At 66.0% G+C, this 19,876-nt stretch carries 22 protein-coding genes; 8 read left to right on the forward strand and 14 right to left on the reverse strand.

The window, feature by feature from the left end:
* The first annotated feature begins 27 nt into the window (after nt 1-27).
* Nucleotides 28-633, forward strand: a complete 606-nt coding sequence (locus tag A5709_RS00605) for a TetR/AcrR family transcriptional regulator (protein WP_082973733.1) — start codon at nt 28-30, stop codon at nt 631-633.
* Here A5709_RS00605 and A5709_RS00610 read toward each other — a convergent pair.
* From A5709_RS00610 to A5709_RS00645, 8 genes are all read right to left on the reverse strand, one after another.
* The gene (locus A5709_RS00610) at nt 605-1,357 is read right to left on the reverse strand and encodes an SDR family NAD(P)-dependent oxidoreductase (RefSeq protein WP_068117230.1); all 753 of its coding nucleotides are present in this window, start codon (nt 1,355-1,357) and stop codon (nt 605-607) included. The two genes, A5709_RS00605 and A5709_RS00610, sit on opposite strands and share 29 nt — an antisense overlap.
* Nucleotides 1,354-1,794, reverse strand: coding sequence for a VOC family protein (locus A5709_RS00615; protein WP_082973734.1), 441 nt, complete (start codon nt 1,792-1,794; stop codon nt 1,354-1,356). The genes A5709_RS00610 and A5709_RS00615 overlap by 4 nt, the downstream gene beginning before the upstream one ends.
* Nucleotides 1,795-1,862: 68 nt before the next feature.
* Nucleotides 1,863-3,767 carry a YhgE/Pip domain-containing protein gene (locus A5709_RS00620; RefSeq protein ID WP_068117236.1) on the reverse strand — a complete coding sequence of 635 codons (1,905 nt, stop codon included), beginning with the start codon at nt 3,765-3,767 and terminating at the stop codon, nt 1,863-1,865.
* Nucleotides 3,768-3,769: 2 nt separating this feature from the next.
* On the reverse strand, nt 3,770-4,447 hold the full coding sequence (locus A5709_RS00625) for a hypothetical protein (RefSeq protein WP_068117238.1): 678 nt from the start codon (nt 4,445-4,447) through the stop codon (nt 3,770-3,772).
* A complete protein-coding gene (locus tag A5709_RS00630) occupies nt 4,434-5,090 on the reverse strand; it encodes a TetR/AcrR family transcriptional regulator (RefSeq protein WP_068117241.1) in 657 nt (218 codons plus the stop codon). Before A5709_RS00630 ends, A5709_RS00625 begins: the two co-directional genes overlap by 14 nt.
* A 78-nt stretch (nt 5,091-5,168) precedes the next feature.
* Complete coding sequence (locus A5709_RS00635; protein ID WP_068117244.1) at nt 5,169-5,990, reverse strand: SDR family NAD(P)-dependent oxidoreductase; 822 nt, start codon at nt 5,988-5,990, stop codon at nt 5,169-5,171.
* An 81-nt stretch (nt 5,991-6,071) separates the two neighbouring features.
* Nucleotides 6,072-7,307 carry a cytochrome P450 gene (locus A5709_RS00640; protein ID WP_068117247.1) on the reverse strand — a complete coding sequence of 412 codons (1,236 nt, stop codon included), beginning with the start codon at nt 7,305-7,307 and terminating at the stop codon, nt 6,072-6,074.
* Nucleotides 7,304-8,326, reverse strand: coding sequence for an LLM class F420-dependent oxidoreductase (locus A5709_RS00645; protein WP_068008590.1), 1,023 nt, complete (start codon nt 8,324-8,326; stop codon nt 7,304-7,306). Before A5709_RS00645 ends, A5709_RS00640 begins: the two co-directional genes overlap by 4 nt.
* A 138-nt stretch (nt 8,327-8,464) precedes the next feature.
* On the opposite strand from A5709_RS00645, the gene A5709_RS00650 reads away from it, so the two are divergent.
* Nucleotides 8,465-9,961 carry an acyl-CoA carboxylase subunit beta gene (locus A5709_RS00650; RefSeq protein WP_067943581.1) on the forward strand — a complete coding sequence of 499 codons (1,497 nt, stop codon included), beginning with the start codon at nt 8,465-8,467 and terminating at the stop codon, nt 9,959-9,961.
* A 6-nt stretch (nt 9,962-9,967) separates the two neighbouring features.
* On the opposite strand, the gene A5709_RS00655 is transcribed toward A5709_RS00650, so the two are convergent.
* The 4 genes from A5709_RS00655 to A5709_RS27860 are packed head-to-tail and all read right to left on the reverse strand — an operon-like array spanning nt 9,968 to nt 12,662.
* Nucleotides 9,968-11,011, reverse strand: a complete 1,044-nt coding sequence (locus A5709_RS00655; RefSeq protein WP_068117269.1) for a TIGR03857 family LLM class F420-dependent oxidoreductase — start codon at nt 11,009-11,011, stop codon at nt 9,968-9,970.
* Nucleotides 11,008-11,388, reverse strand: a complete 381-nt coding sequence (locus A5709_RS00660) for a nuclear transport factor 2 family protein (protein ID WP_067943584.1) — start codon at nt 11,386-11,388, stop codon at nt 11,008-11,010. The genes A5709_RS00655 and A5709_RS00660 overlap by 4 nt, the downstream gene beginning before the upstream one ends.
* Nucleotides 11,388-12,506, reverse strand: coding sequence for a PHB depolymerase family esterase (locus A5709_RS00665; RefSeq protein WP_068117250.1), 1,119 nt, complete (start codon nt 12,504-12,506; stop codon nt 11,388-11,390). Before A5709_RS00665 ends, A5709_RS00660 begins: the two co-directional genes overlap by 1 nt.
* A 9-nt stretch (nt 12,507-12,515) precedes the next feature.
* A complete protein-coding gene (locus A5709_RS27860) occupies nt 12,516-12,662 on the reverse strand; it encodes a hypothetical protein (protein WP_156673166.1) in 147 nt (48 codons plus the stop codon).
* 82 nt (nt 12,663-12,744) lie between these two features.
* Between A5709_RS27860 and A5709_RS00670 the strand changes: the two genes are divergently transcribed.
* The 5 genes from A5709_RS00670 to A5709_RS00690 all read left to right on the forward strand — a co-directional run bounded on the left by A5709_RS00670 (nt 12,745) and on the right by A5709_RS00690 (nt 17,228).
* Nucleotides 12,745-13,737: a Rieske 2Fe-2S domain-containing protein gene (locus A5709_RS00670; RefSeq protein ID WP_067943586.1), complete on the forward strand. Its 993-nt coding sequence runs from the start codon at nt 12,745-12,747 to the stop codon at nt 13,735-13,737.
* Nucleotides 13,734-14,354 carry a cysteine hydrolase gene (locus A5709_RS00675; RefSeq protein ID WP_067943587.1) on the forward strand — a complete coding sequence of 207 codons (621 nt, stop codon included), beginning with the start codon at nt 13,734-13,736 and terminating at the stop codon, nt 14,352-14,354. Before A5709_RS00670 ends, A5709_RS00675 begins: the two co-directional genes overlap by 4 nt.
* Nucleotides 14,351-14,971: a PaaI family thioesterase gene (locus tag A5709_RS00680; protein WP_067943600.1), complete on the forward strand. Its 621-nt coding sequence runs from the start codon at nt 14,351-14,353 to the stop codon at nt 14,969-14,971. Before A5709_RS00675 ends, A5709_RS00680 begins: the two co-directional genes overlap by 4 nt.
* 8 nt (nt 14,972-14,979) lie before the next feature.
* Entirely contained in the window at nt 14,980-16,632 is a 1,653-nt protein-coding gene (locus tag A5709_RS00685) for an acyl-CoA synthetase (RefSeq protein WP_067943589.1), read from the forward strand.
* A gap of 137 nt (nt 16,633-16,769) precedes the next feature.
* On the forward strand, nt 16,770-17,228 hold the full coding sequence (locus A5709_RS00690; protein WP_067943591.1) for a cupin domain-containing protein: 459 nt from the start codon (nt 16,770-16,772) through the stop codon (nt 17,226-17,228).
* Nucleotides 17,229-17,273: 45 nt separating this feature from the next.
* On the opposite strand, the gene A5709_RS00695 is transcribed toward A5709_RS00690, so the two are convergent.
* Both A5709_RS00695 and A5709_RS00700 read right to left on the reverse strand, forming a co-directional pair.
* Nucleotides 17,274-17,564, reverse strand: coding sequence for a putative quinol monooxygenase (locus tag A5709_RS00695; RefSeq protein ID WP_067943593.1), 291 nt, complete (start codon nt 17,562-17,564; stop codon nt 17,274-17,276).
* On the reverse strand, nt 17,561-18,478 hold the full coding sequence (locus A5709_RS00700; RefSeq protein ID WP_068117252.1) for an alpha/beta fold hydrolase: 918 nt from the start codon (nt 18,476-18,478) through the stop codon (nt 17,561-17,563). The genes A5709_RS00695 and A5709_RS00700 overlap by 4 nt, the downstream gene beginning before the upstream one ends.
* Before the next feature lie 326 nt (nt 18,479-18,804).
* On the opposite strand from A5709_RS00700, the gene A5709_RS00705 reads away from it, so the two are divergent.
* On the forward strand, nt 18,805-19,797 hold the full coding sequence (locus A5709_RS00705; RefSeq protein WP_068117254.1) for a helix-turn-helix domain-containing protein: 993 nt from the start codon (nt 18,805-18,807) through the stop codon (nt 19,795-19,797).
* Nucleotides 19,798-19,876 lie beyond the last annotated feature (79 nt).

The raw sequence follows: 19,876 nt of genomic DNA on the forward strand, positions 1-19,876 counted from the left end.
CTGTCGGTATAGCCGTACCATACATCCATGACTATCCAGCGGCGCACTCGCCGGGCGGGCGGAGCGCGTCGAGTCGAGGTGACCGAGACGGTCGCAACCGTCCTGGCCGAACGCGGGTACGAGAACACCCGCTTCGCCGATGTCTCGGCGGCCAGCGGTGTGGCCATCAGCACGCTGCAAAACTACTTCGGGTCGCGTGAGGACATGCTCATCGAGGCCATCAGGCACGCCACCGAAGTGGAGGCCGTCGCGCTTGAGGCCGTCGCCGAGGCGGAGCGGGATCCGTGGAATCGCCTGGTCACCATGATCGATCGAAACCTCAACACTCCGTTGAGCAATCACCAACTGCTGCTTGAGGTCTGGCGGTCCAGCATGCGCGATGCGGAATTGCGTGACTACAGCGAGGAGGGCTGGGCGCGCTACCGCGCCCCGTTCGTCAAAGCGGTGACCGAGGGCCGTGACTCGGGGGCCTTCGCGCCGATCGCCAGCCCCGACGACGTCGTCGACCTGGTACTGGTTTGGCTTGCCGGCGCCATGGTGCCCCGGACCCTGCACTTTCGAAACCCGACGGCGGACAAATTTCGGACCGCGCTGCTGCGCCAGGTCACTCTGATGCTGGGTCGGGCCGGCTGAGCCTGCGCAATCGCTGCACTTGGCCGTAGGCGTCGATCGGACTGTGCAGGGCCAGACCACCGTCGGCGTGCACGACCTGACCGGTCACCCAAGGCAATTCGAGCACACCGACGATGGCCCCGGCCACGTCCGTGGCCGCTCCCAGTCCGCCCAGGGCCGTGCGTTCGGACATGCCCTCGACCCAGCCGGGCAGTTGTTCCGGGTTGGGCAGCATCGGGGTTCGGGTGACGCCGGGTCCCACCGCGTTGACCCGGATTCCGTGAGCACCCCACTCCACGGCTGCGACCTTCACCAGCATGTCCACCCCGGCTTTCGACACGCAGTACGCGCCCATATCACGATCGGCGACCGTCCCGCTGATGCTGGAGACCGCGACCAACGAACCGCCCCCTCCCCCATCGATCATGGCTCGGGCGGCCGCCCGAAGCGTCAGCCAGGTACCGGTGAGGTTGACTTCCAGCACCCGTCGCCAGTCGGCGGGCGACTGCTCGGTGAGCAAGCCCGACGCACCGATTCCCGCGCAGGTCACCACCCGCCTCGGCACGCCGCGCTCGCGCACGGTTTGGTCCATGGCCGCCGTCACCGCATCGGGATCGCTTATATCGCAAGCGATGTCGGCATCGGCGAGATCCCACACCACGACGTCGTGGCCCGCGGCGCGTAACCGAGCGGCCACTTCGAATCCGATTCCCGACGCCCCGCCGGTCACCAGGGCGGTGCTCATTTCGCGCGCCCGATCAGCTCGACAAGTACGCCGTCCGGCGCTTCGATCACCGCCATCGCGACGGTCCTTCCGTCCGGGGCCGCGACGTCGATGCGCCGCACGCCGTCGGTGAAACCCAATGCTGCCAAGGCGGCGAGCGTCTCGTCGACTTCACGCTGCAGTGAGAGCAACATGAACCCGTGCCGTAACGCGGTCGAATCCGGCAGTGCCTCAAGGGCACCGGCCAACTCCACCAGTTCGACAAACCCGCTGCCCGATGTCTGCGGATCGCCGAGAAATACCGATCGCAGCCGATCACTCCCGGCGCCGAACAGTTCTGGCCAATCGCCGACGAAGTCGTAATCCATCAATTGGCTCAGTCCCAGGCCTTCGCACCAGAATCGAAGCGACCGTTCGACATCAGAGGTGCAAATTGCCGAATGATGAACACCCAACATGGGCTTCCTCTCGATCGCAGAGCTTGCCCACCATCATGCAACGTCGATCGTCGACGCGGAACGTCTGCCTACATCTTGATCGCAGGGATCAGCCTGCTGAGATTCCAGACCCGGTCTCTTCGCGCGCACAGACAGGAGATCGCCAGTGCGGCAGCCGTTATCCCGACCAGCACGATGATCGCCTGCCATAGTCGGGCGTCGATGCCGCCGAGTATGAGCTGGCGGAGCCCGTTGACGCCGTAGGTCATCGGGTCGAAGCGGTGCAGGACTTGGAAGGGCCGTGACGTGGTTTCCACGGGATACATGCCGCCCGCGCTGACAAGCTGCAACATGAGCAGGGCCATGATCAGCACCCGACCCACCGCCGGACCGACAAGCGCGTTGATGGCCTGCGTCGCGGCCACGAACGCGCCGGAGATCAGCATCATGAACCCCAGCATCGCGGCCGGGTGCACGGCGTGCACACCGAGGGCAAACCGGACCACGCAGTAGAGAATGATCGCTTGGAATACCGCGATCGCGGCGGCAGGCAGGTAGCTCGCGAGCACCACGCGAATCGCCAGGACTTCCGCGGCGATCGCGCGACTCTGCAAGGGCCGCAACACCATCCACAGCACCAAGGCACCGAAGAACAAGGCGAGCGTGAGGAAGAACGGGGCCATCCCGGTGCCGAAGTTGGGCGCGGCGTTCTCATGCGATGCCTCGAGTTGCACCGGACCACCGATGGTGTCGGCGACCGCATCCTTTTGCTGGGTGGTCCAGTTCGGCACCTGCCTGGCCCCGTCGGCGAGTTTCGTTGCCAGCTCGGCCGATCCCGTCTTGAGTTGTCGTGCGCCGTCGTCGAGTTTGGCGATGCCGCCAGCCAATTCGGCGTTGCCGGTGGCAACCTGCTGTGCTCCGTCACGCAGCTGGGTGAGCTTGTTCGTCAGGTCTTGCCCCTTGCTGCCGACCTGGTCGAGCGCCGACCCAAGCGGACTGCCCGGGTTTCGCAATCCCGATGTCAAGGCGATCGCCGCATTCTGCGCATCGGCGAGCTGCTGACGGATCTGGGGCGTGAACTGGTGGCCCCGGAGCTGATCCTGGACGCCGCGCAGGTTGTTCGCCAGCGGATCCTGTCGTGCGGAGAGCTGATCGATCACCGCTGACAGGGAGTTTGCGGCGGCATCCTGCGCCGTGGCGATGGCACCGATCTGGTCATTGGCCTGCTGTAGCGCCGTTGCACCCTGTTGCAGTTGCTGCGTGCTGCCGCCGATTTGCGACACCGCCTTGGCCACGGCGAGCAGCGGGTCGGTGGCCTGGTTGATTCCGTCCGACAGTTGCTTGGCTCCGGTGGCGAGCGTTGCCGAGCCGGACCGGGCGGTGTCCAGACCGGCCACCAGCTGACCGGCCCCGTCGTCGAGTTGAGTGGCCCCGTCGGCGGCCTGCTTGATACCCGATCCCGATGAAACCACTATTGACAGCACCTGATTGACGGCTTGCCCCGAGATCCGGCTGGACACGGCGTTGAGCACCTGACCGATGGCGGTGCGACCGATACTCGTCGAGATGTAGTTGTTGGCGTCGTTGTAGACGGCGATCAGGTTGGCCTTCTTGGGTTGCCCGGTCACCGGTGATGCGATCGCCGCGCTGAAGTCCGGTGGCAACTCGACCATGAAGTAGTACTTGCCGTGGTCGACTCCGTTGCGTGCCTCCGGCAAGTCCACGACGTGCCAGTCCAAGCCGCCGTCCGCGGTCAGGCTCTTGGCGATCTCCGCGCCGGCGTTGAATTGCTGGCCGGACACGACGGCGCCACGGTCGGAGTTGACCAGCGCCACCGGCATCTTGTTGGTGTGGCCGAAGGGATCCCAGAACGCCCAGAGGTACAGCGCCCCATACACCAGGGGCAGCAGCATCAGCACGACGATGGCCACGCGCGTCAGGCGGCTGCGGCCGAATCGCTTGATCTCCGAGCCGAAGGCGAGTCCAGCCAGCATCTTCAGTCCTCTCCGGTCAGGATGCGGTGATCGTGTAGTTCGTGGTCCGGCGCGTCCGTGCCGAGCGGGTTGGTCACCCCGACGACCACGGTGCGCTGCTCGGCGATCACACCGAGCCTGTCGGCCGCGAGCGCCCGCCGGGAATTGTCACGAACCTGTTCAAGGTCGCCGACCACCAAAATCGGACGCTTCGACAGCAGCGCGAGCGTTATTCGCAGCAAAAACAGTTCCAGGTCCGACAATTCAACGATGTAGGTGTCGTGGGACGGCGGGGGTATTTCGCCGAATACCTCGGACAGCTCGGCCGAACCCGATTGCGCCGGCACCGATGAATACCACGGCGCCAGCCACCGAAGTTGCTCGGCGAACACCGTCCCCACGGTCACCGATTCCTCGAGGTCGTCAATGTCTTCGAAGGCCGCGATCGAGCAGTGCCGGCGGATCGCGCGCGCGGTTGTCTCGCCGAGGACGGTCAGCGTGCCGTGGCTCGGTTTGAATCGTCCCGCGAGCGTCAGCAGCAGCGTGGTCTGGCCGGGTCCGCCGGGCATCTGGATCGCGTGAAAACCCGGTGCCAGCGCGAGATCGATATCCGAGAAGAGGGGGCCGTGCTCGCCGTCGACGCCTAACCCGCGGGCGATGATCACCGGCGCCGCGGCGTCCGGCGCGTCATTTGTGTCCATGGTGGGGCATTCCCTCCTCGGCGGAAACCAGGACTGATTCCAGCGCTACGGTGATCAGCTGCGCGAGCAGGTCGGGGTTCATGGTCCCAGGACGGAGGACCTCTTCCATCGCGATGCCGAGGTTGATCGTGACGACGAGCTGGGCGACGTCGGCCAGCTCCCGATCGGATGCCACCGAAGGATTTGATCCGACGATGTGCAGCGCTTGGTCGGCGGCGGCGGCGCGGCGGCGTTCGATGAGGCGCTCGCGCACCTGGGGGTCACGCTGGGCCCGCAGCCAGTATTCGACGAACAACACGTAATAGTCGGAATGGTCGCGAACTGTGTCAAGCACCGATCTGCTCAATTCCAGTGCGGCCGCGCGGGTGTCGCCGCCGCTGCTGTCCAGCGCTGTCGCGATCTGCTCGCCACGAAGCTCGAACTGGCGGTCGAGGAGAGCCAGGACCAGGTCGTCCTTGGATTCAAAGTTCGAGTAGACCGCGCCCTTGGTGAAGCCCGCGGCCTGCCCGATGGCGTCGATCGTGGCACCGGCGAACCCTTCGGCGGCGAATACCTTCGACGCCGCGTCCAGGATCCGGTCGCGAACCTCGTCGCGAGTGGGGCGGGTTCGGCGCGGTTTGACAGGCGACATGACCGGCAGCATACTCTTCAGTATCGATTGGATACCAGCTGGTATTGAAAGTGTGAGACGGCCTACTTCTGCGTCGGCTCTGGCGATCGCCTAAGCGACCTTGGCCAATGTGCGATCCCACAGCTCGCGCGCGAGCACGGGATCGTTTGCCGCGCGGTTGGCCCTCGCGACCTTCCCGTTCGAGTAGTACTCGCCGGATGCCCAGTCGACGCCGGGCGTAGTCGAGGCCAGCCAGACCAGCTGGTCGGCACCCCGATCCGGGGCTTTGATGAGGCGGCTCACCGGGGTGCGCTGCATGGTGGTCAGGAATCGCGATCCCGACGAGTGACCGATATTGGTGTTGACGAAGCCCGGGTGCACCACGGCGGCCGAAAGCCCGTCGACGTAGTAGCGCCGATGTAATTCCCTGGTGAACAAGATGTTTGCCAGTTTTGCGACGGCGTAGGCGGTGCTCGGCCGGCGCTCGACGGTCGTTTCGAAATCACCGAGGGTGACGTGGCGGAGCAGCCGCTGCGACGAACTCGACGTGTTGACGATCGTGGCGCGCGAAACGACGAGCACATCGAGCAACAGCGTGGTGAGCAGAAACGGCGCCAGGTAATTCACCTGGAAAGTGATCTCATGGCCATCGACCGTGTCGCGCAGCTTGCTGAACACCCCGCCGGCGTTGTTGCCCAGCACGTCGATCCGCGGGCATTCCGAACGGATCTTGTCCGCCAGGGCCCGCACTTGGCACAGATCGGCGAAGTCGGCCACAAAATAAGCGGCGTCCAACTCAGCAGCCATGGCGGCGGTCTTGCTTTCCGTTCGTCCGACCAGTACGACGTTCGCGCCGTCGCGGTGTAGCCGGCGGGCCGCCGCGGCGCCGATGCCATCGCTGGCACCGGTGATGACAATCGTCCTACGCGTCATTGCCTAGTCCTCCGGGGGGAGCGTAACGATCGCGATCGTCGCACACCCGGACTAAGCGGGTCGCTCAACCCGGGCGATTCCTCAGGTCAGCGTGTAACGCACCGGCAGGTGTTTGAGGCCGCCGACGAAGGTCGTGGCAACAAGTTCTGGATCACCGCTCAGTTCAATGGATTTGAGCCTGGGCAGCAGCTCGGTGAAGAAGCTGTTGACCTCCATGCGGGCCAGCGCGGCGCCCATGCAGAAGTGCACCCCATAGCCGAAGGCCAGGTGCTTGTTGGGATCGCGCCCGACGTCGAAGCGGAACGGGTCGGCGAAGACGTCCTCGTCGCGATTGGCCGACACGTAGGACAGCAGCACCGAATCCCCCGCCGCGATGGGCACGCCGCGCACGGTGGTGTCCTCGGTGGCGGTGCGCATGAATTCCTTGACCGGGGTAACCCAGCGGATCATTTCCTCGGTGGCCAGCGGCATCAGGTCGAGGTTGCCGCGCAGGCGCTCGAGCTGGTCGGGATTTTCGATGAGCGCGTGCAGGCCCCCGGAGATGGTCGCGCTGGTGGTGTCGTGGCCCGCGGTGGCGACGATGAGGTAATACGACACGGTGTCGATGTCCGACAGCGGCTCCCCGTCGACGCGCGCGTTGGCGATGGCGGATGCCAGATCCTCGGTGGGACGCTCGCGGCGGGACTCGGTCACCCCGTTGAAGTACTGGAACATGTCGAACAAGGCGGGCAGCTGATCCTCGTTGGTGGTGCCCCGCTTGAACTCGGAGTCGTCGCTGCCGAACAGCTCCTGGGTCAACTTGAGCATCCGCGGGAAGTCCGCCTCCGGCAGCCCCAGCAGCGACATGATCACGTAGAGCGGGTAATTGACCGCGACCTCCTGAACGAAGTCGCACTCCGGGCTAGCGGCCATCATCTTGTCGACGTAGGTCTTCGCGAGCTCGTCAACACGAACCTTCAACGCCCGCATCGCCTTTGGCCGAAACCAGTCGGACCCGATCGCACGCACCACCCGATGCTGCGGGTCGTCGAGGTGGATCAGCGTCCGCACGCCCGCAGCCGCCTGCATCTCGTCGCCCTCTGTCGTCGTCAAGACCGGGCGGGGCCAGTTGGTGAACAGCATGTTCTCGCGTTCGATGTCCATGATGTCGGCGTGCTTGGTGATCGCCCAGAACGGCCGGTAGTCCGGCACCTCGACCCACGACACCGGTGCGTTGGCGCGCAAATGGGTCAGCGCCGCGTGCAACCGCTCCTCGTCGGTGTACGCCAAGGGATCCGCCAGCAGGTTGGCGGACTCGTCTACCGTGGTTGTGCTCACTCGCGAAACTCCTTCAGTGCGGCCGTGATCGAGGACTGGGAGGCGTTGAAGAAGATGGGCAGGACCCGGTCGACCGCGCCGTGGCAGCGACCTCTGAGGGCGGCGGCGATGGTGTCCACCGGGCCGACGACGGCGAAGGCCGCGAGCGCCTCGTCGTCGATCAGCGCGCCCATCGCGTCCCACTCGCCCGCGATCGACAGGCGGTGCAGCTCGGTCTGCAGGTCTCCCCAACCGTGCAGCTCCAACACCCTGCGGTAAGCGGGCGTCGACCCGTAGAAGGCGATCTGCTTGCGCACGGCGGCGGTCGCGGCAGCCAATTCGTCCTCGTTCTCGCCGGTCGCGATCATCACCTCGCTGGACACTTCAAAGTCGCTGCGGCGCCTGCCGGCTCGCTGCATGCCGCGCAGCAGCGCCGGCATCGTGACCTCGTCCAGGTAACGCTTGGAAACCATCGGGTGTCCGAGATGACCGTCGGCGGCCTCGCCGCACATCTCGGTCATCGCTTCGCCGACCGCCGCGATGAAGATCTTCGGCGGGGAATAGGGCTGCGGCTCCGGCGTGAACATCGGGGTCATGATCTTGTGGGTGTAGAAATCCCCCTCGAAACGCAGCTTCCCGCCGTCTTTCCAAGCGGACCAGATCGCGTGCAGGGCGGAGACGAACTCGCGCATCCGGCGCGCGGGATGGCTCCACGGCATGCTGAACCGCTTTTCGATATGCGGCTGAATCTGGGTGCCCAGCCCAAGAATGAACCGGCCCTTCGAGTACGCCTGCAGGTCCCAACCGATGTTGGCGACGATCATCGGGTTGCGGGCGAACGCCACGGCGATGTTGGTGCCGAGTTCGAGCCGCGACGTGTGCTCGGCGGCGAGCAGCAGGGGCAGGAATGGGTCGTGACTTGTTTCCGCCGTCCAGCCGCCGTCGTACCCGTCACGTTCCAGGGCGACCGCCGCATCGGTCACCCGGGCGAGTTGATTGGGGATGCCCCCGTCGACCTTGAGGCGGGCGGCGTCGGCCATGCGGGTAACTTTACAGTAAGCAATCCAGTATGTGACCCTGCAGACGTGGCGATCGCAAGCGCGGCGTAGCCGGGCGCGGCGGGTCGCCACCATCGGGCCTGCTCGCCAGACGAAACTTCCATGAGGTAGGACATAGGCATGCCGAAAGCCCAGGACTGGGGAGAAACGCTCGACGATCTCGGGCGGCGCCGTCAGCGCGCGTGGGGCATGGGTGGTCCCGAACGCCTCGACAAGCACCGCGGCAAGGGCAAGCTCGACGCCCGCGCGCGCATCGAACACCTCCTCGACCCGGGGACGTTCCGCGAAATCGGCACGCTGGTCGGTGGCGACATCGCGGCCGACGGGCTGGTCGTCGGCTCCGGATCGATCAACGGTTCACCGGTGATGCTGGGCTCGGAGGACTTCACCACCATGGCCGGCAGCATCGGACCCGGCGGCAACTCCAAGCGCTATCGCATCGCCGAACTCGCGCTGCGCGACAAGGTTCCCCTGGTGATGCTGCTCGAAGGCGCCGGCTTTCGCCCTGGCGGTGGGCATTACGGCCGCGCCCCGACCGACCTGCTCGCCCAGGCGCAGTGCTCGGGCAAGGTGCCGACCGTCGCCGCGGTGTTGGGTCCGTCGGCCGGACATGGCGCGCTGGTCGCGCCCGTGTGCGACTTCCGCATCATGAGCAGACAGGGCGCCATCTTCACCGCCGGACCGCCGGTCGTCAAAGAGTCCACCGGAGAAGAGATCTCGAAGGAGGACCTCGGCGGGCCCGGCACCGCATTGCCGAGCGGGGTGATCCACAACGTTGCCGAAGACGACGAAGCCGTGATCGCCGATATCCGGCGGTACCTGTCGTATTTCCCGCCGAGCGCATGGTCGTACCCGGCGCCGCGGCCGCCGGACGAGGCCAGCGGGCCCCGTGCGACGCCCGAACTGCTCGACATCGTCTCTCGCGACAACCGCCGCATCTACGACATGCGGGCGGTGCTGGACGTGGTCTTCGACCGGCCCGACTGGTTCGAAGTCCAGCCGCAGTACGGCAAAGCGATCATCTGCGCGTTGGCCCATCTCGGTGGCCACCCGGTCGCGGTCGTCGCGAACCAGCCCAACGTGCTCGCGGGCTCGATCGACGCCGACGCGGCCGACAAAGCGGCACACTTCATCATGGTGGCCGACTCCTTCCACCTGCCCATCGTGTTCCTTGCCGATAACCCCGGCATGCTGCCCGGTAGTCGGTCCGAGCGCAGCGGCGTGCTGCGCGCCGGTGCGCGGATGTTCGCCGCGCAGACCGCGGCCACCACGGTCAAGCTGCACGTCACGCTGCGCAAGGCATACGGATTCGGCTCGATGGTCATGTCGCTGTTGGGTTTCGATCACCAGAGCGCGACCTTCGCTTACCCCGGCGCCACCATGGGCGCCATGAGCGCGGCGGCGCTGGGCCGGGCGACGCATGCCGGTGAGGACATCACCGCGAAGCTGCGCGACGCCGAGCTGCAGGCGTCCTATCGCTCGGCCGAACATCTGGGATTCGACGAACTCATCGATCCCCGCGAAACCCGTGATGCCTTGCTTAGTTCATTGCTTCGTGGACTGTCGAGCCGGCAGGCCGCCGCCGAACCGGTCAGCCGGACCGTCATCATGCCCTGACTGGTGCTAGTCACCCGCCCGGTAGGCCGCGATAACGGGCTCCAGTTCGTCCGGCGTCGCGCCGTGCATGATCACGGCGTCGGCCCCGTAGTCGAATTCCCTGCGGACGCGATCCGCGCATTGCCGGGCAGACCCGGTCGCCGACGGCTCCAGCCACTCGTCGGGAATCAACGTCGCGATGTGTTCGATCTGCTGGGCCGTGGCCTTGTGGTCGATCCCACCGGCGATCGACGTCACCACTGGGTCGTCCCGGAAGCGATGCAGCACAGCCGGATCCCAATTGTTCGTCCGGACCATCAGGTCGCCGTAGCCCTGCAGGTAGGTGGCCAGGCGCGCGACAGTCTTCTTCAACCGCAACTCCTCGGGCAGGTGGTCGCCGACGGTGGCAAAGCACGACCACACCCGCACGTCGTCCGGGTCGCGTCCGGCCTTTTCGGCCGCGGCTTTCACCGTCTTAACACAGCGCTGCAGCGTCTCCGGGGTGAAATAGGTGTGCAGGATGACGTCGTCGAACACGCGTCCCCCGAGCTCGAGCGTATTCGGCCCGAAAGCCACCAGCGCCAAGCGGATTTCCTCGTTGAAGTCGGGGTCGAGGAACAGGATCGGGTATTTGCCCATCGGCCCGTTGTGGTTGAAGATCAGCTCGCCGCGCCATAGGCGCCGCATGACCTGGGCCCAGTCCTCCATCTGCGCGGTGGTGACCGCCGGTATGCCGAACGCCCCGTAGATCGCCGCGATGCCCCGGCCGATCCCCAGCGTGAATCGCCCGCCGGAGAGGCGGTGCATGGTGGTGGCCCACGACCCGGTGATCAGCGGGTGGCGGGTGTTGTGATTGGTTGCGGCGGTGGCGATCTGCATCCGGGTCGTCACGGCGCACGCGGCACCGGTCAGCGACGACGCCTCCTTGACGTTCCAGCGCTCGGAGATGAACGCGGTGCCGAGGCCCAGCTCCTCGCCGCGGCGGGCCTCATCGACCAGCGTTGCCGGGCCTTCCCCGCCGGCGCCGGCCAGCAGGTAGTAGCCCAACTCATCGAGAGTGCGATCGGTCAACTCCAAACTCCTTGCTGATAGCCGCAATTCCAGACTTCGGTGATCTTCCCGTCGACGACGCGGAACACCTCGATGCTGGCGACGTTCGCCGTGGTGCCGTCCTTGGCGGTCATCGACGAGTCGTAGACGATCGCGACGTGCTCGCCGTCGTCTCCGGCGGCGACGACGTTCAGATCGAACCTCAACTGGTCGAACATCGCCCAGACGTCTTCGACCCGGCTGACCGCCTGGTCGCGGGTCAGCGTATGCGCCTCACCCACCCCGTGCCGGATCACGGTGTCTGCGAACAACTCCTCGGCCAGCTTCAGGTTGTGCTGGTTCCAGACGACGAGGTTGTAGAGCTCGACGACTTCGCGGGCGGTGCGCGGGTCCGCCATCAGCCGGCCACCTCGCGCAGGAATCGATCGGTCACCCGCTGCACGCGCCGGGAGAAAATGTGCCCCACGTGGCTGCCGTCGTACCAGTACAGTTGGCCGCCCCAGCGCTCCTGCAACTCGACCGCGGGATCGCGCATCGCCATCCGGTCGTGCCAGGCGCCGACGATGAGCCGGCGGTGCGGCGGCGGTGCCGGATCCACCCGCAGTGGGTCGACCACCGAGGTCAGGTTCGCCACGTCCGGGGAGGCCAGCAGGTCGCGGAATCCGTCCCGCGACGATCCCCCGCGCCCCAGATGCCGCGCGATCATCGCATTCAGCCCGAGGATCGGCGTGTAGAGCGCCACTGCGTCGATCTGCCTTTCCAGGTGCGAAACCAGCGCCGCGACCGGAGTCCCCATCGAAACCCCAGCTACCACAACCGCACTCGCCTGTGGTTGTACCCATCGCACCACCGCGCGGATCTCCGAGACCGAGCGCATCATGCCGGCGACGTTGCCCAAGGGGTCCATGTCGGGATAGGCGGGCCATTCCCTGCGCCGGCATCCATGACCGGGCTGCACCGGCAATGCGACGTTGAATCCCAGCTGGTGATGTATTCGGCCGATGCGGGTCAACAGCAGGTCTTCCGTGCCGCCCTGGCCGGCGCCATGCACCCAGATGAGCCACGGTCTCGGGCCGTCGGTGTGCCGGCACAGGTGCACCACCGCCCTCGCCGTTCCGCCCAGGCCCTCGGCTTCCAGCGATTTCGGCAACCCCGGATCGTGCTCGAACGTCATCCGTTCGTACGCCAGGTTGCCGATGCGCCGCCGCCGCACCGAGGTCGCCCGCAGCGGATTCGGGTCCGCGTGCGCGCGGTCGATGCCCAGGGCCGACAACTCCTCGGCCGCGGCTGCGCAGCCGGCCAGGGGGCGCATCGCCGCCGGGCCCCCGCCGAGCAGCGAAAAGCCGCTCAGCACAAGCTCGTCCAGCATGACCTCGCCGAACTGGCGCACGCCACGCGGCGACATTGGAGCCCAGCCGGTCGATTCGTTCAGGCTGGCCACCGTGCGCGGCAACAACATGCCGAGCTCGCGGGTCGCCTCCCTGGCGAGCCCCAGCCCACGGGTCACCTTCGCCATGCCACTCACCTAAGCCAGCTTGAAACCGGTGTATCCGCCGGCCGCGATTTCGTCGCAGCGGCGCCGTCGATATTCGGGGATTCGGCCGGTGTAGACCCCGGAGAAGCCGGCGCCGATGACGATGACGTCGCTCCGGGTGTCAGCCGCTTCAGTCACATCAACTCCTTGCCGTGCACGGGCCGGACTGCTGAAATCTATACTGTAACGGACTTAGTATCAGGCAATCGGAGGCTTCGGCGTGAAAGTGCCCTTCACCTGGAAGGTCACCGGGTGGTTCATGGTCGGGTGGTCGCCCGAATTTCCGATTGGCGAGGTGCGGCCGCTGCACTACTTTGGCGAGGATCTGGTCGCTTACCGCGACGAGTCCGGCGAGCTACACGTCTTGGAAGCGCACTGCAAACACCTCGGGGCCCACATCGGCCACGGCGGCAAGGTGCTCGGCGACTGCGTCGAATGCCCCTTCCACGGCTGGCGCTGGGGCCCGGACGGCACCAACCGGTACATCCCCTATCAACCCGACCGGCCCAACCGCGCGCTGCGGCTGCGGGTGTACCCGGTGCGCGAGCAGTACGACTGCGTGTTCATCTGGCACCAGCCGGAAGGCAAGGAGCCGCAGTGGGACATGCCGGACATCTTTAGGAAATTTCCGCAATTTGAAACCGACCCGACGGCGTATTACCGCGCGTACCCGGAGTTCTCTCGCCGCGCCGAACGCGAGCCGGTGCATCCACAGATCGTCGCGGAGAATGCCCCCGACAGCGCACATTTCGAATTCGTACACCATGCCACGGTGACGCCGCGGGTGCTGGACTGGAAGATCGTCGACCACGAGTGGCAGTTCGTCGCGGGCTGGCCGGACGCGCGCAGCGACAACCCCGACGACCTCGCGCTGCGGTTCCACAGCCACCTGTTCGGCCTGGGCGGAGCGATCAGCGTCTTCGAGGGCGCCCAGAACCATCGGCTGATCTTCACCTGCACTCCGGCCGACGATGAGTGTTCGGACCTGTTCTACTCGATCTGGTGGCCGCGGGTCCCCGGCGACACATCCGACGTACCGCAGGGCAAGCTGCGCGACGTGATCGAACAGCAATTCCTGTCCACCGTCTTCGACGATCTGCGAATCTGGCGGTACCAGAAGTACGTCGAGAATCCGGCGCTCTCCAAGGTGGACGCGAAAGGTTATATGGCATTGCGGAAGTGGGCCAAACAGTTCTACGAAGTACCGGCATGACCCCGAAACTCGCCGAGATCGCCGCACCCGAGCGCACCGCGATCGTCACACAGGAATGTCAGGGCGCCGTCATCGGGCCCCACGCCGGACTGGCGATGCTGGCCGAGGAAGCACGGCGGGTCGCCCTGCCGAACATCGTCCGGCTGTTGCCGGCGGCCCGGGCGGCCGGTGTCCGCGTCGTGCACTGCTTGGTGCAGCGGCGCCCCGACGGGCTCGGCTCCAACCACAACGCCAAGATCTTCGCCATGGGGCACGGTCAAGTCGACATCACCCCGGGCACCCCCGGGGCGGCCGTGTTGCCCGAATTGGGGCCGGAGCCAAGCGATCTGGTGCTCAGCCGCTGGCACGGCGTCGGGCCTATGGGCGGCACCGACCTGGACGCGATACTGCGCAACCTAGGGGTGTCCACCATCGTGGTCGTCGGGGTGTCGCTGAACATCGCCATCCCCAACGTCGTCATGGACGCCGTCAACGCCGCCTACCGCGTCGTCGTGCCCCGCGATGCGGTCGCCGGCATACCCACCGAATACGGAGAGGCCATCATCGCCAACACCCTGTCGCTGCTCGCGACCATCACCACCACCGACGAGTTGCTCGACGTGTGGACGCGGCCATGACCGGCACCGCACCCGGTGTTCGTGGCGGATTCCCCGACGTCAATCCCGTCGAGGACGCGCCCGAGGAACTCGGTCCGTTCGTCGCTGCGCTGCGCCGCCTGCAGGACCTGACCGTGTCCACCAAGCCCGACCCCGCGCTTTGGGCCGCCGCGACCATGCACCTGGAGAGCGCTTGCGCGCTGCTCGATGGCCACCAGGTCCCGGAGACCGAGTCGGTCGCCGGGCGAGTGCTGAGCCTGCCCGGGTTGGCCCACCCCTTGATGCCGCCCTGGATGGTGACCGAGTCAGGCCCCGACGGCGTAACCATGGCCGGCCACTTCACCACCGCACACATCGGCGGAAACAACGCCGTGCACGGCGGCATGATCCCGCTGTTCTACGACTGGCTGTTCGGGATGGTGGTCTCCACAGCGGGCACGCCACCTACCCGGACCGCATACCTGCATGTCGACTACCGAGCCATCACCCCGATCGACGAGCCGCTGACCGCCCACGGACGCATCACCCGCATCGACGGCAGGAAACTTTTCATTGACGCTACTATGACGGCCGGCAATGGAACCTTGCTCAGCGAAGCCAACGGCCTGATGGTCCGCTTGCTCCCCCACCAGCCTTGAGAGGCCTGATGTCCGACACCGCAACACAATTCACTGTCCCCGCCGTCGCGAAGGCCGTCGCGGCCGCGATTCCCGACCGGGAGCTGCTGATCCAGGGTGAACGGCGGTACACGTACGCACAGGTGCTCGAACGGTCGCAACGCCTCGCCGCGTACCTGCACTCCCGTGGGCTGGGCTGCCACACCGAACGCTCCGGGATCCCCGGCCACGAGGCCGGTCAGGACCTGCTCGGCATCTACGCCTACAACGGGAACGAATTCGTCGAGGCGCTGCTGGGCGCGTTTCAAGCCCGAGTCGCCCCCTTCAACGTCAACTTCCGCTACGTCAAGAGCGAGCTGCAGTATCTGTTGGCGGATTCGGGGGCGACCGCGCTGATCTACCACGCCGCCTTCGCGCCACGGGTGGCCGAAATCCTGCCGGACCTCCCGCAGCTGCGGGTCCTGATCCAGATCGCCGATGACTCCGGCAACGAATTGATCTACGGCGCAGTGGATTACGAGACCATCATCGCGTCCTCCACGCCGGAGCCACCCCCGGTGCAGCCTTCGCCCGACGACCTGTACGTCCTGTACACGGGCGGCACGACGGGCATGCCGAAAGGTGTGCTGTGGCGCCAGCACGACATCTTCATGACGTCCTTCGGAGGGCGCAACCTGATGACCGGCGAGCCGTTCGGGTCCGTCGAGGAGATCGCGGCGGGAGTGGTCGCGGGCCCCGGCACCAAGTTGATGATCCTGCCGCCGCTGATGCACGGCGCGGCCCAGTGGAGCGTGATGACGGCGATCACGACCGGGCAGTCCGTCGTCTTCCCTTCGGTCGTCGATCGTCTGGACGCCGACGAGGTCGTCCGCACCATCGAGCGCGAGCGCGTGACCGTGGTGACGGTGGTCGGCGACGCGATGGCCCGCCCCTTGGTCGCCGCCATCGAGAAAGGGATTGCGGACGTGTCGTCGCTGGCGGTGGTCGCCAACGGCGGCGCGCTGCTCACCCCGTTCGTCAAGCAACGGTTGATCGAAGTCCTGCCGAACGCCGTCGTCGTCGACGGTGTCGGATCCTCGGAAACCGGCGCGCAGATGCACCACATGTCCACTTCGGGAGCGGTGTCCACCGGCACCTTCAACGCCGGCCCGGACACGTTCGTGGCGGCCGAGGATCTGGCCACCATCCTGGAGCCGGGCCACGACGGCATGGGCTGGCTGGCGCAACGCGGCTACGTCCCACTGGGCTACAAGGGTGATGCGGCCAAGACCGCCAAGACATTTCCCGTCATCGACGGCGTGCGTTACGCGATTCCCGGCGACCGGGCCCGCCACCATCCCGATGGCAAGATCGAACTGCTGGGCCGCGATTCGGTGACGATCAACTCGGGCGGCGAGAAAATTTTCGTCGAGGAGGTCGAGACCGCCATCGCGTCGCACCCGGCGGTGGCCGACGTGGTGGTCGCCGGCCGTCCCAGCGAGCGGTGGGGCCAGGAGGTCGTGGCCGTCGTCGCGCTGGCCGAAGGCGCCCGCGCGGACGCCGAGGAGTTGGTCGCCCACGCCGGTCAATCGCTGGCCCGCTACAAACTACCCAAAGCGATCGTGTTCCGCGCGGCAATCGAGCGCAGCCCGTCGGGCAAGGCCGACTACCGGTGGGCGCGCGAGCAGGCGGTGAACGGCTGACTGTAAAGGTCGACCACCGACCGTCGCGGCCTCCACCGCGAATGTGTTGAGACTGACTTGATTTGATCGCTGATTGTCTCGAATTCGTCCGGGGCACGGCGATTGTTGAGCCTCTCGGGAGGTCTACGCTCGACTGCATGGCCGGCCCCGACGGTTTTCATCCCGATTTCACCCCCAATGCCCAGCAGCATGTACAGCGCAATCGCGTCCGCCACGTCAAGTCAACCGAACTTGATGCCACCACAGCGCAGACGGACGGCATGCAGCGCTTCGCCGCGCTGAGTGGATCCACCGTGGGTAGCGAAAAGCTCTGGATGGGAGAAACCTTGGCGTCGCCGGGCAGCGTCTCGGCCAACCATCACCACGGTGATTCCGAGACGATGATCTACGTCCGCAGCGGGCATCCCGAGTTTGTGTTCTTTGACGGGGAGCGCGAGGTTCGGGTCCGGACCGATCCTGGCGATTACGTCTTCGTACCCCCACATCTGCCCCACCGTGAGGAGAATCCCGATCCAAACACACCGGCAGAGTTGGTCATTGCCCGCAGCAGCCAAGAGGCGATCGTCGTCAACCTACCGGCGCTGTACGCGTTGTAGCCCAGCGGGTCCAAAGCATCTCCACCCGCGCTCGCGTCCTGGGGCTCAGCGTGGGATCTCGTTGTAGTGGTGTTCCTCGTAGTCGGACTTCAAGTATCCGTTGACGGTGTCGTTGAAGTTGATCCAGTGCGGCGTTTTGCCATGGGCGACAAGGCTCTCCTGTGAGGCCCAGTGTTCGACGAGGACGTAACTGTAAGGATCATGGGCGTTGCGCCACAGTTGATACAGGCCGCAGCCGTCTTCCTTGTTGGACTCAACCACCATGTGGTTCAACAGCTTCAGAAAATCGGCTTCGTGCGCTTGCGCCACGTCGAAGAAGACATTCAAGATGATCACGCCGCGCGTCCCTTCGTACCGCCGGTTACCTCGATGAATTCGCGCAGGCACGACAGGAGCGCCTCGGGTTGTTCCTCGGCGATCCAGTGTCCCGAATTTTCGATGGGCCGGACCGTGACGTTGTCGGCGACCTCCAAGAGCATGGCCTCGGCGATCGGTACGAAGAAGCTCGCGGTCCCGCCCAGTCCGAGAACCGGCAACGTGAGCTTGCCCTGCTCCGCCAGAATGCGTCGGTTGTCGGACGCGTCCTGCTCGAAGGCGCGGAACAATTCGAGGCCGGCACGCATGGCTCCCGGGGCCGTGTAGTCAGCGACGTATCGCTGCGCGTCCGATATTGAGATCGCGTCGGGATTGGCGCTCAGGCGCTGGTAAAACGAACGTAGGTAAGGGAATTCGCTTCCAGCGATGAGCGTCTCGGCGACGTTGTCGGCCGCCCCGTGCAGGTGGAAGTGCCAGAGTTTATTCGCGCTGTACTTGGTCGTGGCCACGCTCTCGTACGCATTGGTCCCCGGGATCGGCGCCTCCATGAGCACAAGACGTTCGACGTCGGTCGAGTACAGGCAGGCGTAGGCGTAGGCGACCATCAGCCCGAGGTCGTGGCCTACCAAGGTGATGGGCTTCTGCACACCGAGATGGTCGAGCAGGGCCTTGATGTCACCTGCCATGGTTTGTTTGTCGTAGCCGCCGGGTGGCTTGGAGGACCCCCCGGCACCTCGGTAGTCGGGAGCGACGACGAACCAGCCGTCCTCGTGCAAGGGCCCTATGACATGGCGCCATTCCCACCAGGTCTGGGGCCAGCCGTGCAGCAGCACCACGGTCCGATCGTCGCCACCGTGACTCGGCGGGGTACCCACGGTCACGTAATGGATCCTGACATCCGCGTGGTCGAACATGTTGTGGTTGAACGTCGGCATCGCTGTCCCCTCCACGGTAGAAGGCTGCTACGGAGGCCTTCTGGACTCTTGAAGGCGATGGTAGAAGCGCTCGCGTTGGGTGAATTGCTCCTGGCTGGAATCGATCGGTGATTGACCAGTTCTCCTCGGCGGCACGCCGAACACCACTGGGCCACGGGCCCCGAGGGGCGGCAACCCATGTTCGCGGCAAACCGGGGACACCGCGGCGGGCGACGCGTGCGACAGCGCTTGGCCCAGCCCGACGCTTGGCGGCCTCGCGGGTCCGGTTTTAGGATTGCGATCAAGCAACGGGGCCCTCGCCTGCCAGGTGAAAGGAAGTCTTCCCCATGGCCATCGTCCTCGATACCGACCCTGTCGACCCGGTGGAACGCTCCGATTACATGCACTGGGCGATGGGCGCGGCCATGGTGTCTGTCGAATGGCATTGGGTGGAAGACGGCCCGGGCGCGACCGCTCACGGGCTGGTCACGCCGCTCGGTGACCTGACCGTCTGCGTCGGAGAGACGACCGCCAACAGGGTGGTCCGGACACCAGCGCTGGCGCGCGATGGCGCCGAGCCCACAGTCTTCGTCAATCTGCAGCTGGCCGGTACCGCGATGGTGGTGCAGGAGGACAGGGAGGCGGTTCTGCACCCCGGTGCGATGGCGCTGTACGACTCCAGCGCCCCCTACACGTTGCTCAACCCCGAGGGCATGGGTGGGGAGTTCTTCCAGATTCCCCACTCCGCGCTCGCTTTGCCGACTGAACTGATCCGCGAAGCGTGCGCCGTGCCGCTTATCCCTGAGCATCCGCTGGCCACGTTGACCTTCGATCACCTCCGGCGGGTGGCGGCCGATCCGAGCCTGTTCACCGCGGTCAACGGCGATCTCGTCGCGCACCCGAGCATCGAACTGCTTCGCGCGGTGATCACGACCCAGTTGGGCTATGCAGAGCGCGCGGCCGAACCCCTCGCCAACACGCTGCTCGTCCGGATTCTGGACTACGTGTCTCGACATCTGCGCGATCCGGAGCTCAACGCCGAACGCATCGCAGCGGCACACTTCGTCTCGGTGCGGCATCTCTACCAAAAGTGCGCCGACGCCAACATCAGCCTGGCCGAGTACATCCGTACCCGGCGGTTGGAAGCCGCGCGCCACGAGCTGGGCCGGAGCGACGCGACGGTGACCATCGCCAGTGTCGCGCGCCGGCACGGATTCTCCGACATGTCGAGTTTCAGCCGCGCCTTCCGCGCCGCATACGGACTGTCCCCGCGGGACTGGCGCGGTCACCGCCTGCGTGCCGGCGCTGAGACGGAGTTTTCTTCTGCCACACCGCAGTAAAGGTCCCGCGGGGCACAGCTGCACCACGCCAGCTGCGACGTCGGTCTGCGCGGCAACGGCCTCGCCCCTCCGGGCGGCG

The sequence above is a fragment of the Mycobacterium sp. E1386 genome, from assembly GCF_001672745.1.
GTDB lineage: Bacteria > Actinomycetota > Actinomycetes > Mycobacteriales > Mycobacteriaceae > Mycobacterium.